Consider the following 16,565-nt stretch of genomic DNA (forward strand, 5'->3'; position numbering starts at 1 on the left):
CCTCCAGCGACAAAGGCGTAGCCTTTGCGCGGGGATGACGGGTCTAACGGGCCCTGCTGGCAGCAAAGCAAGCGGCTGCTATACAGGCGCGATGATCCGCTCCTTCCTCACGGTGTCCTCGGGAACGCTGGCCTCGCGGCTGCTCGGTTTCGTGCGCGATTCCGTGATCGCGGCGTTGCTCGGCGCCGGCCCGGTGGCGGACGCCTTCCTGGCCGCGTTTCAGCTTGTGAACGTGGTGCGGCGCCTGTTGTCCGAGGGCGGACTGAACGCCGCGCTGGTGCCGGCCTGGCTCAAGGTTCGCCATAACGACGGCGAAGCCGCGGCGGCGGCCTATGCCGGCCGCGTGCTCGGCACCGTGAGCGCCGCCGTGATCGCGGCTGCGCTCGTGCTCGGCGTGCTGATGCCGTTGGTGATCACGGTGATCGCGCCGGGCTTTGTCGGCCGCAGCGCGCTGCAATTCGCGGTCGACGACGCACGGCTGATGCTGCCCTATCTCGCCTTCGCCGGCCCCGTCACCGTGATGATGGCGCTGCTCAACGCGCAGGGTCGCTTCGCGCTGACGGCGTTCTCGCCGTTACTGTTCAATATCACGCTGATCGCCGTCATGGCCGTGCTGCTGGTGCGGCAGCAGGATCCGGTTCAAGCCGCGCAGGTGATGGCGGCGACGATCGGCGTCGCCGGCTTCCTGCAACTCTCGATGCTGGTCTTGCGCGGCGGCCAGGCCGCCTCGCCGCTTCGCGTCTCTTTCGATCAAGAGATGCGCGGCTTTCTCGGGCGCGCGGTGCCCGGCATGGTCGCGAGCAGCGCGCCGCAATGGCTTGTCGTGGCCGGCGCGGTGATCGCGTCGACGTCGCCGTCGGCGGTGTCGTGGCTGTATTTCGCCAACCGCCTGCTCGAGCTGCCGCTCGGCATCGTCGGCGTCGCGATGGGCACGGTGCTGGTGCCGGAGATGACCCGGGCGGTGCGGAGCGGCGAGCACACCGCGATCGCGCACGCGGAATCGCGCGGCCTCGAGCTTGCGGTCGGGCTGGCCTTCCCGGCGACGCTCGGCCTGATGGTGCTGAGCGAGCCGATCGCGCGCCTCCTGTTCGAGCGCGGCGCCTTCACCGCCGATGACACTGCGGCGACCGCACAGGCCCTGATCTGGCTCGCGCTCGCCCTGCCGGCCCATGTGCTGGTGAAGGCCCTGTCGCCGGCGTTCTTTGCCCGCGAGGACACGCTGACGCCGCTCATCGCGACACTGAAAGCGATCGTGGTCGCGATCGCCTCGGCCTTCCTGCTCGGGCATTTCTTCGGCGCCAACGGGATTGCCGCCGGCATCGCGCTCGGCGCCTGGAGCAACGCGCTGGCGCTGATCCGGAACGGCGCGGCAAGCTTCGGCTTCTCGATCGATGCCGATGCGCGCCGCCGCCTGCCGCGCATCCTCGCTGCGGCGCTCGCGATGGGCGCCGTGCTGTGGCTTGCGAACGGCGCCCTGCCGGCCGCCGGTGCGCACGGTGTCGTACAGGCGGCGTCCCTCCTGCTGCTGATTGCCGCCGGCATGGCAAGTTACGGGCTATTTTTGCGGCTTTTCGGCGTGACCGGTTGGCGCGAGGTGGCAAACGCCATCAGGCAAAAGCGACCCGCCTGACTTGCGCGCGCGAAGCTTAAATGGCAAACGACGCCGCTGGAGCCAAAACGCTTCTAAAAGCAGCCATTTCCGGGAATTGAGACCATGGCGTTCGTTGAACGGGTTTTCTCAGGCGTCCAGCCGACGGGCAATCTGCACCTCGGCAACTATCTCGGCGCGATCGTCAACTTCGTGAAGATGCAGCAGACGCACAACTGCATCTACTGCGTCGTCGACATGCACGCGATCACGCAAGGCGTCGACGTCTGGGGCGGCCCGGCCGAGCTCGCACGCAACACGCGCGAAGTGACCGCGGCCTTCATCGCCGCAGGGATCGACGCCAAGAAACACATCGTGTTCAACCAGAGCCAGATCGCCGGCCACGCCGAGCTGACCTGGATCTTCAACTGCGTCGCGCGGATCGGCTGGCTGAACCGCATGACCCAGTTCAAGGAGAAGGCCGGCAAGGACCGCGAGAACGCCTCCGTCGGCCTCTACGACTATCCGGTGCTGATGGCCGCCGACATTCTGCTGTATCGCGCGACCCATGTGCCGGTCGGCGAGGACCAGAAGCAGCATCTGGAATTGTCCCGCGACATCGCGCAGAAGTTCAACAACGACTTCGGCGATTCAATTCGCGGTCACGGGTTTGCCGACGGCCTGTTCTTCCCGCAGCCCGAGCCGCTGATCACCGGACCTGCGACGCGGGTGATGTCCTTACGCGACGGCACCAAGAAGATGTCGAAGTCCGACGCATCGGACAATTCGCGCATCAACCTCACCGATGACGCCGACACCATCGCCCAGAAGATCCGCAAGGCGAAGACCGACCCGGAACCGCTGCCGACCGAGGAGAAAGGCCTGGAGACGCGCCCCGAGGCCGACAACCTCGTCGGCATCTATGCGGCGCTGGCCGGCATCACCAAGCAGGACGTGCTGAAACAGTTCGGCGGCGGGCAGTTCTCTAGCTTCAAGAACGCGCTGGTCGAGGTGTGCGTCACCAAGCTGGCGCCGATTGCGGCCGAGATGAAGAAGCTGGTTGCCGATCCCGGCCATGTCGACGCGGTGCTCGCCGACGGCGCCAACCGCGCCCGCGTCATCGCCGACGAGACCATGCGCATGACCAAGGATATCGTCGGCTTCATCCGCCAGCGCTGATACGACGCGACGAACAGGAACCGCGGCGCCCTCTCCCAAACGGAGAGGGAGTGTGGCAGCATGGGCCTCGTTTGAGCATGAACTGTACGGAAAACCGCTGCACACTTTTCCGGATCATGCTTTTGGCTCAGCACCGGGACATGCATGACCACCCAGCGACGCAGCTACGAGACGGGCCACCAGCCGAAATGCCTGGTGATCGTTGACGACACCGCGGAATGGGACCGCGCGGTCTACTATGCCAGCCGATGGGCGAAGCGGGTCGGCGGCGGCGTGGTGATGCTGCGGGTGATCGAGACCGAGGACCAGAACCAGCAATGGCTTGGCGTCGCCGACATCATGCGCGCCGAGGCCGAGGAAGCCGCCAATGAGGCGCTCGATCGCGCCGCGGGCCGCGCCAACGGAATTGCCGCGATCACCCCGGAACGGGTGATTCGCGAGGGCGACCCGATCGAGCAGATCATCGATGTGATCGACAAGGACGTCGATATCGCGATGCTGGTGCTGGCCGCCAATCCGGGCCCGGAGGGACCGGGGCCGATCATCACCACCATGGCCAAGACCATGGGCGCCTTCCCCATCCCGGTCACGATCGTGCCCGGCGGCCTGTCCGATCCCGACATCGATGGCCTGTCCTAGGCCGTTGGTGCAGGGCTGGAACCGGTATCCGCGCCTTGATCGGCGCTTGCCGGGTCGCCATCTTAATCCTTGATTTGACGCGTTTTCTGTCGCGAACCGGTACCACTTCGCGCGAAAACGCTATAATGGAACCCAACGCGCCGGCCTTGAACCGGCGACGCCGGAGACAGCAGATGTTCATTCAGACCGAAGCCACGCCCAATCCCGCCACCTTGAAGTTCATCCCGGGCCGTATCGTGCTCGAGAACGGCACCATGGAATTCTCCTCGCCGGAATCAGCGGCGCGCTCGCCGCTCGCCGAACGGCTGTTCGCCGTGGCAGGCGTCACCGGCGTGTTTTACGGCGCGGACTTCGTCACCGTGACCAAGGCGGATGGCGACTGGCAGCACCTCAAGCCCGCGATCCTCGGCGCGATCATGGAGCACTACATGTCGGGTGCGCCGCTGCTCGCCGACGGCACCGCCGGCGGCGACGATCTCAGCGATGAGCAAGACGAGTTCTTCAACGAGGAAGACGCCGAGACCGTCGCGCAGATCAAGGACCTGATCGAGACCCGCGTACGCCCCGCCGTCGCCAATGATGGCGGCGACATCACCTTCCGCGGCTTCAAGGACGGCATCGTCTATCTCAACATGAAGGGCGCCTGCTCGGGCTGCCCGTCCTCGACCGCCACGCTGCAGCACGGCATCCAGAACCTGCTCCGGCACTTCGTGCCCGACGTGCAGGAAGTCCGGCCGATGTGACAGGAGGCGAATGGTGCATAGCGAATGGCGAATAGCGGTCCGCTCTGAACTTCCATTCGCTATTCGCTACCAGCCATTCGCCCCTTCATGATCATCCTCGCCATCGACACCGCGCTCGACGCCTGCTCCGCGGCTGTGCTCGACACCGCCGCCGGCACAACCCTCGCCATTGAATCGCAGGCAATGCAGCGCGGCCATGCCGAGGCGCTGATGCCGCTGATTGCGCGCGTGATGAAGGACAGCGGCATCGCCTTCACGGCGCTCGACCGCATCGCGGTCACCACCGGTCCCGGCAGCTTCACCGGCCTCCGCGTCGGTCTGTCGGCTGCGCGCGGCATCGCGCTCGCCGCGGAAAAACCGATTGTCGGATTGACCACGCTCGCCGCTTATGCCGCACCGGTCGTTGCCGACAACGGCGAGCATCCGATCCTGTCGGCGATCGATGCGCGGCACGATCACGTCTACTTCCAGGTGGTGGGCGGCGACGGCAGCCCGCTGATCAAGCCGAAGGTGGCGCCGATCGCGGAGGCGCTGGAAGCCGCCGGGCTCGGTGCGCTGCATCTGGTCGGCAACGCCGCAAAGATGCTCGCCGAACGCTGGCCGGCCGACGCAACGCCGCTGTTCAAGGTCGATCCGCAACCCGCGCCCGACATCACATGGGTTGCCTGGGTCGGCGCCGCCATCGATCCGGACAGCGCGCCGCCGCGGCCGTTCTATCTGCGGGCGCCTGATGCAAAGCCGCCGCGGGATCAACTCCCGCTCAGCGCGCAGCCGTCAGCCACATGATCTTCTGGCTTTCGCGATGGTGGGGCGGCGCTGCGACCACGGTCGAGCCCGCGAGCTTGCGCGACGCGGCGCGGCTGGCACAACTGCATGGCGCGTCGTTTCACCGCGGCTGGGGCGAAGCTGAGTTTGAGACCATGCTCACCGAGCGCAACACGCTGGTGCACCGCCTGCGGCAAAGAAACAGAGTTATCGGCTTCGCCGTCTCGCGCATGGCGGCGGACGAAGCGGAAATCCTCTCAATCGCGATCGATCCCGGCCAGCGGGGACGCGGGCTGTCGCGCGATCTCTTGCTGACCCATCTCGGTCATCTTGCTGGCCGCGGCGTTCGCACCATCTTCCTCGAGGTGGAAGAAAACAATCAGCCGGCGCGACGGCTCTATGAAAAGGCCGGATTCGGCGTGATCGGCCGGCGCGAACGCTATTACAAGCAGCCCGGCGGGGAACATTTGAACGCGCTTCTGATGCGACGCGACTTGTCGTAACATCCACGCGATGGCAGAACATCGGCTGCCATGCGACCCAAGGCCTCAAAACCCATGACCACGGTGAAACCCCTGCCTGCGCAAAAGAACAACACCGGCATCGAGGCGCGCTGCGCCGCGACCGGCATGCGCATGACCGAACAGCGCCGCGTGATCGCTCGCGTGCTGGCCGAAGCCATGGATCATCCCGATGTCGAGGAACTGTATCGGCGCTGCGTGGCAGTGGACGACAAGATCTCCATTTCGACGGTGTATCGCACGGTCAAGCTATTCGAAGACGCCGGCATCATCGAGCGGCACGATTTCCGCGAGGGCCGCGCCCGTTACGAGCAGATGCCGGAGAGCCACCACGATCACCTGATCAATCTGCGCGACGGCAAGGTGATCGAGTTCACCTCCGAGGAGATCGAGAAATTGCAGGCAGAGATCGCACGCAAGCTCGGCTACAAGCTGGTCGATCATCGCCTCGAGCTCTATTGCGTTCCGCTCGACGAAGAAAACAAGTCCTAGTCGAGTGAGCTTCGATCTCGTCATTTTCGATTGCGACGGCGTGCTGGTTGACAGCGAGGTGATCTCCTGTCGCGCGCATGCGGAAACACTGACGCGTCACGGTTATCCGATCACAGCCGACGGTGTGCTGAAGCGCTTCCTCGGCGTGTCCGATCGCGAAGCGCGGCAGATCGTGGAGATCGAGATCGGCCGCAGGCTGCCCGATAGCTTCGAGGCGGAGGTCAAGCAGGCGACGCTGAGCTTCTATGCCGACGACCTCAACGCGATCGCCCATGTCGGCGACGCGATATCGGCCCTCGCGATGCCGAAATGCGTCGCCTCCAGCGGCACGCCGGAAAAGATCCGCCACGGCCTGAGCTGCGCCGGGCTCTACGACCAGCTGGCGCCGCATATTTTTTCCGCCACCCAGGTCAAGCGCGGCAAGCCCGCGCCCGACATCTTCCTGTTCGCGGCCGAGCAGATGGGAGCGCGGCCCGAGCGCTGCGTCGTGATCGAGGACAGCGTGCACGGCGTCACCGGCGCGCGCGCCGCTGGCATGACGGTGCTCGGCTTCCACGGCGGCAGCCATTGCACGGCGGAACACGAGGACTCCTTGCGCAAGGCCGGAACAGCCGCGACATTCGCCGATATGCGTGAATTGCCGGGCTTGATCGACCGGATCGGCGCCGGGGCCTTTGCTGATTGAACTGCCCGTCATTCCGGGGCGCGACCAACGGGAGCGAACCCGGAATCTCGAGATTCTCAGGCGCAATTGCGCGCCAGAATTCGATGCTGCCGCATCGCCCCGGAATGACGGTATCGGACGGGGGCTGGGACCGCTGGATTTTCGCCCCTTTAAGCTATATTTGACCCCTGCGCCCTGATGGCGCCGTTCTCCAATCCACACTCAAGGTTCCATGTCGAAGCCGCGCAAGCTGCACATCAAGTCCTATGGCTGCCAGATGAATGTCTACGATGCGCAACGCATGGTGGACACGCTGGCCGGTGAAGGCTTCGTCGAGACGGCGAGCGCAGAAGATGCGGATCTCGTGATCCTCAACACCTGCCATATCCGCGAGAAGGCATCGGAGAAGGTTTATTCCGAGCTCGGACGGCTGCGGGTCGCCAAGGAAGAGGCCGCACGCGACGGCCGCGACATGAAGATCGCAGTCGCCGGCTGCGTTGCGCAGGCCGAAGGCGAGGAAATCATCCATCGCGCGCCGACCGTCGACATCGTCGTCGGGCCGCAGAGCTACCATCACCTGCCGCAACTGCTGAAGCGCGCCAAGGCCGACGGCCGCGCGCTGGAAACGGACTTCCCGGTCGAGGACAAGTTCGGCTTCCTGCCGCAGCCGAAGCCGGACGCGATCCGCGCGCGCGGCATCTCCGCCTTCGTCACCGTGCAGGAGGGCTGCGACAAGTTCTGCACTTTCTGCGTGGTGCCCTATACGCGCGGCGCCGAGGTCTCGCGTCCGGTTGCCAGGATCGTCGACGACGTCACGCAGCTCACCGAGAACGGCGTGCGCGAGATCACGCTGATCGGACAGAACGTCAACGCCTATCATGGCGACGGCCCCGATGGCCGCGTCTGGCCGCTCGGCAAGCTGTTGCAGCGGCTCGCCGAGATCCCCGGCGTGGCCCGGCTGCGCTACTCGACCAGCCACCCGCGCGACGTCGACGACTCGCTGATCGCGGCGCATCGCGATCTGCCCGAACTGATGCCGTTCGTCCACCTGCCGGTGCAGTCCGGCGCGGACCGGATCCTCGCCGCCATGAACCGAAAACATACCGCCGATGATTACAGGCGCGTCATCGACCGGTTCCGTGCGGCGCGGCAAGATATTGCTTTTTCATCAGATTTTATCGTCGGCTTCCCCGGAGAGACCGAGGAAGAATTTTCCGCCACCCTCGCGCTTGTCATGCAAATCGGGTACGCTGCGGCGTATTCATTCAAGTATTCGCCACGGCCGGGCACGCCGGCGGCGGAGATGCGGGAGACGGTGTCAGCAGCGGCGATGGACGAGCGCTTGGGGCGGCTTCAGGAATTGATCGACAGCCAGCAATCGGCCTTCAATCGGGCTGCGATCGGCACAACGATCGACGTGCTGTTTGAGCGCGCGGCTCCGCGCAAGGAAGGCCAGATCGTCGGCCGCACCGCCTACCTGCAGCCCGCCCATGTGATGGCTTCGCCTGACATCATCGGCAAAGTCCTTCCCGTGCGGATCGACAGCCTCGAGCGCTACAGCCTGATCGGCGAGCTCGCAGCGCCGGCCGCCCCGGCCCCGGTTTCGCAGACGATCATTGGAGCCTGAAATCCTTGCCCAAAAGCGCGTCGGATTCGCCTTCGCTCGCTCCCAGCCGCAAACCTGATCGCGACATGCAAGTTCCACCTGAGACCCAGGTCGTCATCGATTTCGACGATAACCGCGCCGCTTCTGCGCTGGTCGGCCCCTACGGCCAGAACCTTGCGCTGGTCGAGCGCCGGCTCGGCGTCGTCGTCGACTCCCGCGGCAACCACGTCACCATCGCCGGCTCCCGCGACGGCTGCGATGCGGCTCGGCGCGTGCTCGAGACGCTCTACGCGCAGGCCGTCGAGGGGCACGACCTCGATCAGGGCGAGGTCGAAGGCGCGATCCGCGCGGTGATCGCGCAAGGCTCGCTGTTCGAGTTCGACAACAAGACGGCGAAGCCGACATTCGAGACGATCAACCTGCGCAAGCGGCCGGTGCGTGCGCGCACCGCCGCACAGGATTCCTACATCCGAGCGCTGAAGCGGCACGAGCTGGTGTTCGGCATCGGCCCGGCTGGCACCGGCAAGACCTGGCTCGCCGTCGCCCATGCCGCCCAACTGTTCGAACGCAAGGAGGTCGACCGGATCATTCTGACGCGGCCGGCAGTCGAGGCCGGCGAGCGGCTCGGCTTCCTGCCCGGCGACCTCAAGGACAAGGTCGATCCCTATCTGCGCCCGATCTATGACGCGCTGTACGATTTGATGGACGCGCGCGTGGTCGAACGTGCGCTGCAGGGCGGCGAGATCGAGATCGCGCCGCTCGCCTTCATGCGCGGCCGCACACTGACCAACGCCGCCATCATCCTCGACGAAGCGCAGAACACCACATCGATGCAGATGAAGATGTTCCTGACGCGCCTCGGCGAGAACAGCCGGATGATCGTCACCGGCGATCCCTCGCAGATCGACCTGCCGCAAGGACAGACCTCGGGGCTCGCCGAGGCGGTGAGGCTGCTCGACGGCGTCGAGGGCATCGCACAGGTGCATTTCACCGCCGGAGACGTCATTCGCCATGAGCTGGTGGCGCGCATCGTTGCCGCCTATGAGGGATTGCCGCCGCGGCCGGCAAACGCCAGATCTTGAGACCAACAGCTTCGGCCGGCCACGCGCGCGATACGGACTCAGGCCATAACGCAGATTTTGGAACTACCGTGTCCTCCTTTCCTGCAACCGAGGTTCTCGTCACAGCCGAATGCTGGCGGACCGAGCCCAACGCCGAAGCGGTGATCCATCGTGCAATCGAGGCGGCCGCGGAAATCGCCGACGCCGACGTTGGAGACGCCGAGCTCGCGATCATGCTGACCGACGACGCCGGCATCCGTACGCTGAACAACAATTGGCGCAGCATCGACAAACCGACCAATGTGCTGTCCTTTCCGGCGCTGCAGCCGACCGGCGACGGCGGGCCGGACGATGCGCCGCGGATGCTGGGCGACATCGCGATCGCCTACGAGACGACGCGGCGGGAAGCCGATGAGGAGCAGAAGCCGTTCGACCACCATTTGAGCCATCTTGCGGTGCACGGCTTCCTGCATCTGATCGGCTACGATCACGAGAACGACAGAGATGCCGAGGATATGGAAAGTCTCGAGCGCGAGATTCTCGGCTCCCTCGGCATTCCCGACCCCTATGCGGATCGGATGGACTGACATGGCGGATTCCGAACCGACCCATGACAATCCGCGTAACGTGAGCAACCTGCCGGCCGTGGTGCACGCCGGCGAGGCGCAGCGCCCCGCCGCCGAAGGCTGGCTGGTGCGCGCGATCCGCACGCTGTTCGGCTGGAAGGCCGGCTCGGTGCGTGACGACTTGCAGGTCGTGCTCGACGCCTCGACGCCCGACGATGTCGGCTTCTCCGCGATCGAGCGCACCATGCTGCGCAACATCCTGTCCCTCAACGAGCGGCGGATCGCCGACATCATGGTGCACCGCGCCGACATCGTCGCGGTCAAGCGCGACATTCCGCTCGGCGACCTGATGAGCCTGTTCGAGAGTGCGGCGCATTCGCGGCTCGTGGTCTACAACGAGACCCTCGACGACCCCGAAGGCATGGTGCATATCCGCGACCTGCTCGCCTTCATGACCGCCAGGGCGCGCTTGACCGACGCGACCAAGACCCGGCGCAAGAAGCCGTTCCCGGCGGGACTCGACCTGCGCGCGGTCGATCTCGCGATGCCGCTGTCGGAGGCCCACATCATCCGCAAGCTGCTCTACATCCCGCCGTCGATGCGGGCGATCGACCTGCTGGCGCAGATGCAGGCCTCGCGTATCCACCTCGCACTTGTCGTCGACGAATATGGCGGCACCGACGGGCTGGTGTCGATCGAGGACATCGTCGAGGAGATCGTCGGCGAGATCGATGACGAGCACGATTCCGATGAGCCACCCTCGATCGTGCGCCAGGCCGACAACTCCTTCATCGCCGACGCGCGCGCCAGCCTCGACGATGTGCGCTCGGTGATCGGCGAGGATTTCGTCATCGGCGAAGCCGGCGAGGAGGTCGAGACACTGGGTGGATATCTGGTCTCGTTCGTCGGCCGCCTGCCGGTCCGCGGCGAGGTGATTTCGGGACCGGGCAATTTCGAGGTCGAGGTGCTCGACGCCGACCCGCGGCGGGTGAAACGCCTGCGGATCTCGACGCGCAAGGAGCGTCCGACGCCGCGCAAGGAACGCGAGCGGCGCCGCGAGCAATCCTCGGAGTCCGGAGCCCCGCAGGCCAACGACAACAGCCCGCCGTCCGGCGATGGAGCCGGTCAGCAGTGACGCCATCAGATAAACTCCGCGCGGCCGGGCTTGCGATCATCCTGACCTGGGGATGGAAGCGTGCGGTGATCGCGCTCACCGCCGGCGCCCTGTCGGCGCTGGCAATGGCCCCGTTCAACGCCTGGCCGGTACTGTTCCTGACATTTCCGATCGCGGTCTGGCTGATCGATGGCGCTGCGGCCGGGCGCTGGCGCGGCGTGCCCGCGGCCGCGCTGTCCGGCTACTGGTTCGGTCTCGGCTATTTCGTGCCGGGACTATACTGGATCGGTTACGCCTTCTTCGTCGATGCCCAGACCTTCGCCTGGCTGACGCCGTTCGCGGTGCTTGGCTTGCCGGCCTATCTGGCGCTGTTCACTGCCTTGGGCTTCGCGCTGGCCCGCTTGATCTGGCCACGTGACGCCTCGCGCGTGCTCGCGCTGGCGGCCAGCCTGACGATCTCAGAATGGCTGCGCGGCCACCTCCTGACCGGCTTTCCGTGGAACGCATTCGGCTACGCGCTCAGCGAACCACTGGCATTGGCACAAACTGCATCATTGATCGGACTGTGGGGCATGACGTTCCTGGCGGTCGCGATCTTCGCAAGCCCGGCCGTGCTGATCGACGGCTCTTCGCGCGGCCGCAAGCCGTGGCGCGCGCCGGCTGCGGCGGTGCTGGTTCTGGCGGCGATGCTGGCGTTCGGCGCGGTGCGGTTGTCCCAACACCCGACCGCAATGGTCGCGGGCACCAAGCTGCGCATCATGCAGCCCGACCTGCAGCAGGATGCCAAGTTCAACTACTCCGCCAAGGCGGCGGTGATGCAGAAGTATCTCGCATTGTCGGATCGGGCGTCGGGACCGCAATCGACCGGCGTGCGCGACGCCAACATCCTGATCTGGCCGGAATCCGCGTTTCCCTTCTTCCTCACCCGGGAAGCCGACGCGATGGCTGAGATCGCCGATCTGCTGCCGAAGGGAACCGTGCTGATCACCGGCTCGGTGCGCGCGCCCGACCTGCCAGCGGGTGTCCGCATCACCCGCGCCTACAACTCCATCTACGTCATCGATCATGACGGCAGCGTGCTGTCGGTCTACGACAAGCTGCATCTGGTGCCGTTCGGTGAATATCTGCCGTTCCAGTCGTGGATGGAGAAGCTGGGCTTCCAGCAGCTCACCAAGGTGGTGGGCGGCTTCATCCCGGGTACGATTCGCCGGCCGCTCGACGTGCCGCATGCCCCGCCTGCGCTGCCCCTGATCTGCTACGAGGCGATCTTCCCCGGCAGCATCGTCGACCGCGACGAGCGACCGGGCTGGATCATCAACGTCACCAATGACGGCTGGTTCGGACTCTCGACCGGTCCCTACCAGCATCTGCAGCAGGCACGGCTGCGCTCGATCGAGGAGGGGCTGCCCCTGGTGCGTGCCGCAAATACAGGCATTTCCGCCGTGATCGATCCGGTGGGCCGGATTGTCGCACAGCTCGGACTCGGACTTGAAGGGGTCCTCGATGCCGGCCTGCCGGCGGCGATCGCGCCGACGATCTATGCGCGGATCGGGAATATCCCGGCCGCTGCCATCGTGATCGTTGCCCTCGCAATCGTGCTGCGGCGGCGTTTCCTTAGGCGAAAGCCCTGACGATTACATATTGGCGGTTGTCGCCGAACCCGAAAAAACGTCGAAATTCGCGTCGACACCAATCCACCAGTTGACAGATTGACCGTACGCTTCGCATTGTACGGGCCCGAGCGAAATCCCACGTCCAGTCAGCCCCTTTGCGCAAATTGTCCGCATTTCGTCCCGATCCTCCTTGCAGGATTTGACGGCACCTGCGCCTGAGGCATATTCGCTTCCAACTTGCCTCATCCACGGGCGCGCAATTCCCTAGGAGAGTTGGAGATGTCTACCAAAGCGCCCAACCCTGTTGACAAATATGTCGGCAGCCGCGTCCGCATGCGACGCATCATGCTGGGCATGAGCCAGGAAAAGCTGGGCGAGGCGCTGGGCCTGACGTTCCAGCAGGTGCAGAAATACGAGAAGGGTACCAACCGCGTTGGCGCCAGCCGGCTGCAGCAGATCTCTGAAATCCTCCAGGTCCCGGTGTCCTTCCTGTTCGATGGCGGCCCGAGCGGCGTCAAAACGTCCGACGGCTTCGGCGAGGGCGCCTCGCCCGCTTACGTATCGGATTTCCTCGCGACCGCGGAAGGGCTGGCGCTGACCCGCGCCTTCACCCGCATCGCCGACGCCAAGCTCCGCCGCAGCATCGTCGAGCTGGTCGAGCAGATCGCCGCGCGCGAGGCGTCCGACCAGGCCTGATCCGATCGTATCCGTTTGAGGGATCGACAAATCTGGAATATGTCCTTCCGGCACGCGCGTCCGCGCGCGTCGACAGGTGAACTCACAGGCCGACAACGTCCATGTCCAGCAATCCATTTGAAGCAGGAGCGATCCTCGACGGCATCCGCTGCTGGGTCGAGATCGAGTCGCCGACCGAACGGCCCGATCAGGTCAACAAGCTCGCCGACCTCGTCGCGTCGGGCTATCGCGATCTGCCGGCCACCGTGGAACGTATCGCGGGGCGCGACGGCCGCGGTGATCACCTGGTCGCACGCTCGTCCTGGGGCCAGGAAGCGCCGGGCATCCTGGTGCTGAGCCATCTCGACACCGTGCACCCGATGGGCTTCATCGAACGGCTGCCGTTCAGGATCGACGGCGACAGCGCGTTCGGCCCCGGCATCTACGACATGAAGGGCGGCGCTTATCTCGCCTATCACGCCTTCCGGCAAATCTGCGCCGACGATGCACGCGCGCCGCTCGGCATCACCCAGCTTTACGTCTCCGACGAAGAAGTCGGCAGCCCGACCTCGCGGGCGCTGATCGAGGCCGAGGGCCGCAAGGCCAAATACGTGCTGGTCACCGAGCCGGCGCGCGACGGCGGCAAGATCGTCACCGGGCGCAAGGGCGTCGCCCGGTTCGACGTGTTCATCAAGGGTGCGCCGGCGCATGCCGGCACGCGCCCCGAGGATGGCCGCAGTGCGATCCGCGAGCTCGGCAACGTGATCTTGACGCTGGAGTCGATGAACGACCTCGAGCGCGGCATCACCGTCAATGTCGGCGTGGTCCGTGGCGGCACCAAGCCGAACGTGATCGCCGAAGAGGCCTATGCCGAAATCGACCTGCGCGTGCCGACTATGGCCGACGCCGACGAGCTGGTGTCGAAGATCCTCGGGATCACATCGCGCACCGAGGGCGTCACCGTGACGGTGACGGGCGAGCTCAATCGTCCGCCCTATGAGAAGAGCAATTCCGGCACCGCGCTCTACGAGCACGCCAGAACGGTCGCCGCCGAGCTCGGCTTCGATCTGCTCGATGTCTTCACCGGCGGCGGCTCCGACGGCAATTTCACCGCGCCACACACCGCGACCCTCGACGGCCTCGGCGTCGACGGCAAGGGTGCGCATACCCATTACGAGCAGCTTTATATCTCCTCGCTCGAGCCGCGCGCGCGGCTCCTGCATCGCCTCTATCAGACGCTGCGATGATCGCTGCTCCGCGCGATGCCGGCGAACATGACGTGCCCCCGGACGACGGCGCGGCCGCCCATTCGCGCGGATCGTTCTTCGGGCGCCGCAAGGGCCACAAGCTGCGCGCGCACCAGGCCGACCTGATCGACCATCTGCTGCCGCATCTGGCACTCGACATCGGCACGCCAGCGCCGGGAAGCCTGACCGAACTGTTCGACGACGGCACCGAGAGCGTCAGACTCGAGATCGGCTTCGGCGGCGGAGAGCATCTGGTCGCGGAAGCGCAGGCCTTTCCCAGGACGGGCTTCATCGGCTGCGAGCCTTACGTCAACGGGATGGCGAAGATCCTGACCCAGATCGAGGCACACAATATCGGCAACATCAGGCTGTTCGCCGGCGATGCAGCCGAGCTATTGGCCTGGGCGCCGCCGCGCTCGCTTGCGCGCATCGACCTGATCCATCCCGATCCGTGGCCGAAGCGGCGGCATTGGAAGCGACGCTTCGTGCAGGATGCGACAGTCGCCGCGATGGCGCGGATCCTGAAGCCGGGCGGCGAATTCCGCTTCGTCAGCGATATCGACGACTACTGCGCCTGGACGCTGGCGCATCTGATGCGCTCGCCGGACTTCGCCTGGCTCGCCGAGCACGCAACGGACTGGCAGCAGCCATGGCCCGACTACACGATGACGCGCTACGGCGCCAAGGCCGAACGCGAGGGGCGGAAGGCCGCCTATCTGCGGTTCAAGCTAGTCGACTGAGATGTCGCTCCGGGGCGCGAGCGAAACGAGCGAACCCGGAACCTCGAGATTTCCACGGTGCGCAATTGCGCATCGGAGGTTCGATGCTGACGCATCGTCCCGGAATGACGAGGAGAGTTCGCCACCAAGGATTGCCGCGCTCGAGCTATCGCGATTTCCAGAAGTCGACGACGCGCTGCGCAGTTGATGGCATCAGGCGAACGAAATTCACCCGCGCGCCTTCGATGTCGGCCGATGACGGCACGCGGTTCGGCCCGAGCCGCATCATGATCAGCGCCCGCACCGTTGGCCATTCGAGGCCGATGGTCTTGCTGGCGATCAGGATCGGATCGTAACGATCGCCGGAGATCAGGCGGTCGAGCGTGACGATCTTCACGCCGGTCATTGCGGCCAGCGCCGCAACCGACTCCTCGTAGTTGAAGGATTTTGCGAAATCGAGGAGTGCCGTCTCGTTCAGCTTGCCGGCTTGATGCAATGCGAGGATCGCGCGCTGCGCCGGCGCGAAATCGCGACCTCCTTCGACACGAGCAATCACGCCTTCGATCTCGCTCATCGCGAGCTTGATCTCCGCCTGCCGCTCCGGCTTGACGACGTCGAGCAGACGCCGGCGGATCACGTCGATCGAGCCGGCCAGCAGGCTCTTGAGATGCTCGGGCGGAAGATCGTCGCGCCGGCCGATCTTCAGCGTCAGCACGCCGTCCTGTCCGGCGCGGCGGATCATCGTGGCGAAGCCACCATCCGAGAATGCAGCACCGGCGTTGCCGGCCGCGCACCTGATCACGTCGCGGTCGCCACGACGCACGATGACATCGGTCAATTCGGTCGAGAGCTTGGGCCGCTCGGCCATCGCGAGCAGATGGCCCTGGCCCCTGACGTTGGCGATCTCGACCAGCATAGGCTCGTCGAGGACGGGCGAGCGGCGCAACAGCGGGCCCGCGATCGCGATGTTGTCCTCATGGGCGAGCTGACCGACGAGGTGCCGCGGCGCGTTGCCAAGCACGGCGAGCCGCTCGGCGAGATCGATCCGCGCGTCCACCTCGGCGTGTGGAACCAGGCTGGTCAGCACGCCGTCGAAAAGATCGATATGATCGGGGCGGAAATTGGCGGCCCCCTGCAGAAACAGCTCGCTGACCCGCCGTGCCGCCTCGGCGCGGCGCTTGGGGTCACCACGGCGAACGATATCGTCGAGTTCCGGGATCAGCGCGGGGGCTGTCGTCATAGGCCTATCCAAACCAGCGGCTTCTGCCGGTTTGCCGGCAATCTAGGTCCCGTTCGTAAACGGAGGGTTAGATCGAAGGTCTCCGAGGGAAACCGCAAAATCACCGCCCCGGAAGTCCGGAGGCCTTGCCGGG

Annotated in this window: 17 protein-coding genes; 16 read left to right on the top strand and 1 reads right to left on the bottom strand. The window is 65.6% G+C overall.

Annotated elements, in window-relative coordinates; all coding sequences use genetic code 11:
* The first annotated feature begins 91 nt into the window (after positions 1 to 91).
* The 16 genes from murJ to trmB all read left to right on the top strand — a co-directional run bounded on the left by murJ (position 92) and on the right by trmB (position 15,213).
* Positions 92 to 1,630 carry a murein biosynthesis integral membrane protein MurJ gene (gene murJ, locus P6U25_RS00105; RefSeq protein ID WP_407149423.1) on the top strand — a complete coding sequence of 513 codons (1,539 nt, stop codon included), beginning with the start codon at positions 92 to 94 and terminating at the stop codon, positions 1,628 to 1,630.
* Between the two features lie 84 nt (positions 1,631 to 1,714).
* A complete protein-coding gene (gene trpS, locus P6U25_RS00110) occupies positions 1,715 to 2,767 on the top strand; it encodes a tryptophan--tRNA ligase (protein ID WP_407149424.1) in 1,053 nt (350 codons plus the stop codon).
* A 144-nt stretch (positions 2,768 to 2,911) separates the two neighbouring features.
* A complete protein-coding gene (locus P6U25_RS00115; protein ID WP_407149425.1) occupies positions 2,912 to 3,406 on the top strand; it encodes a universal stress protein in 495 nt (164 codons plus the stop codon).
* 173 nt (positions 3,407 to 3,579) lie between these two features.
* Positions 3,580 to 4,149, top strand: coding sequence for a NifU family protein (locus P6U25_RS00120; protein WP_407149426.1), 570 nt, complete (start codon positions 3,580 to 3,582; stop codon positions 4,147 to 4,149).
* Between the two features lie 87 nt (positions 4,150 to 4,236).
* Entirely contained in the window at positions 4,237 to 4,935 is a 699-nt protein-coding gene (gene tsaB / locus P6U25_RS00125; RefSeq protein WP_407149428.1) for a tRNA (adenosine(37)-N6)-threonylcarbamoyltransferase complex dimerization subunit type 1 TsaB, read from the top strand.
* Positions 4,932 to 5,417 carry a ribosomal protein S18-alanine N-acetyltransferase gene (gene rimI, locus P6U25_RS00130; RefSeq protein WP_407149429.1) on the top strand — a complete coding sequence of 162 codons (486 nt, stop codon included), beginning with the start codon at positions 4,932 to 4,934 and terminating at the stop codon, positions 5,415 to 5,417. The genes tsaB and rimI overlap by 4 nt, the downstream gene beginning before the upstream one ends.
* 54 nt (positions 5,418 to 5,471) lie before the next feature.
* A complete protein-coding gene (locus tag P6U25_RS00135) occupies positions 5,472 to 5,927 on the top strand; it encodes a Fur family transcriptional regulator (protein WP_407149430.1) in 456 nt (151 codons plus the stop codon).
* Positions 5,928 to 5,931: 4 nt separating this feature from the next.
* Positions 5,932 to 6,612, top strand: coding sequence for an HAD family hydrolase (locus tag P6U25_RS00140; protein ID WP_407149431.1), 681 nt, complete (start codon positions 5,932 to 5,934; stop codon positions 6,610 to 6,612).
* A gap of 211 nt (positions 6,613 to 6,823) precedes the next feature.
* Positions 6,824 to 8,218 (top strand): tRNA (N6-isopentenyl adenosine(37)-C2)-methylthiotransferase MiaB, encoded by a 1,395-nt coding sequence (gene miaB / locus P6U25_RS00145; protein ID WP_407149432.1) that lies wholly within the window; start codon positions 6,824 to 6,826, stop codon positions 8,216 to 8,218.
* Positions 8,219 to 8,223: 5 nt separating this feature from the next.
* Positions 8,224 to 9,279 carry a PhoH family protein gene (locus tag P6U25_RS00150; protein WP_407149433.1) on the top strand — a complete coding sequence of 352 codons (1,056 nt, stop codon included), beginning with the start codon at positions 8,224 to 8,226 and terminating at the stop codon, positions 9,277 to 9,279.
* Between the two features lie 68 nt (positions 9,280 to 9,347).
* Positions 9,348 to 9,845, top strand: coding sequence for an rRNA maturation RNase YbeY (ybeY, locus tag P6U25_RS00155; protein WP_407149434.1), 498 nt, complete (start codon positions 9,348 to 9,350; stop codon positions 9,843 to 9,845).
* A 1-nt stretch (position 9,846) separates the two neighbouring features.
* Positions 9,847 to 10,959: a hemolysin family protein gene (locus tag P6U25_RS00160; RefSeq protein ID WP_407149435.1), complete on the top strand. Its 1,113-nt coding sequence runs from the start codon at positions 9,847 to 9,849 to the stop codon at positions 10,957 to 10,959.
* The gene (gene lnt / locus P6U25_RS00165) at positions 10,956 to 12,569 is read left to right on the top strand and encodes an apolipoprotein N-acyltransferase (protein ID WP_407149436.1); all 1,614 of its coding nucleotides are present in this window, start codon (positions 10,956 to 10,958) and stop codon (positions 12,567 to 12,569) included. The genes P6U25_RS00160 and lnt overlap by 4 nt, the downstream gene beginning before the upstream one ends.
* A gap of 261 nt (positions 12,570 to 12,830) precedes the next feature.
* On the top strand, positions 12,831 to 13,247 hold the full coding sequence (locus tag P6U25_RS00170) for a helix-turn-helix domain-containing protein (protein ID WP_280981954.1): 417 nt from the start codon (positions 12,831 to 12,833) through the stop codon (positions 13,245 to 13,247).
* A gap of 101 nt (positions 13,248 to 13,348) precedes the next feature.
* Positions 13,349 to 14,473, top strand: a complete 1,125-nt coding sequence (locus P6U25_RS00175) for a M20 family metallopeptidase (RefSeq protein WP_407149437.1) — start codon at positions 13,349 to 13,351, stop codon at positions 14,471 to 14,473.
* Entirely contained in the window at positions 14,470 to 15,213 is a 744-nt protein-coding gene (gene trmB / locus P6U25_RS00180) for a tRNA (guanosine(46)-N7)-methyltransferase TrmB (RefSeq protein ID WP_407149438.1), read from the top strand. Before P6U25_RS00175 ends, trmB begins: the two co-directional genes overlap by 4 nt.
* A gap of 145 nt (positions 15,214 to 15,358) precedes the next feature.
* Here trmB and P6U25_RS00185 read toward each other — a convergent pair whose 3' ends face one another.
* Complete coding sequence (locus P6U25_RS00185) at positions 15,359 to 16,432, bottom strand: DUF2336 domain-containing protein (protein WP_407149439.1); 1,074 nt, start codon at positions 16,430 to 16,432, stop codon at positions 15,359 to 15,361.
* Between the last annotated feature and the right edge of the window lie 133 nt (positions 16,433 to 16,565).

This window comes from Bradyrhizobium sp. ORS 86 (assembly GCF_045571475.1).
Lineage (GTDB): Bacteria > Pseudomonadota > Alphaproteobacteria > Rhizobiales > Xanthobacteraceae > Bradyrhizobium.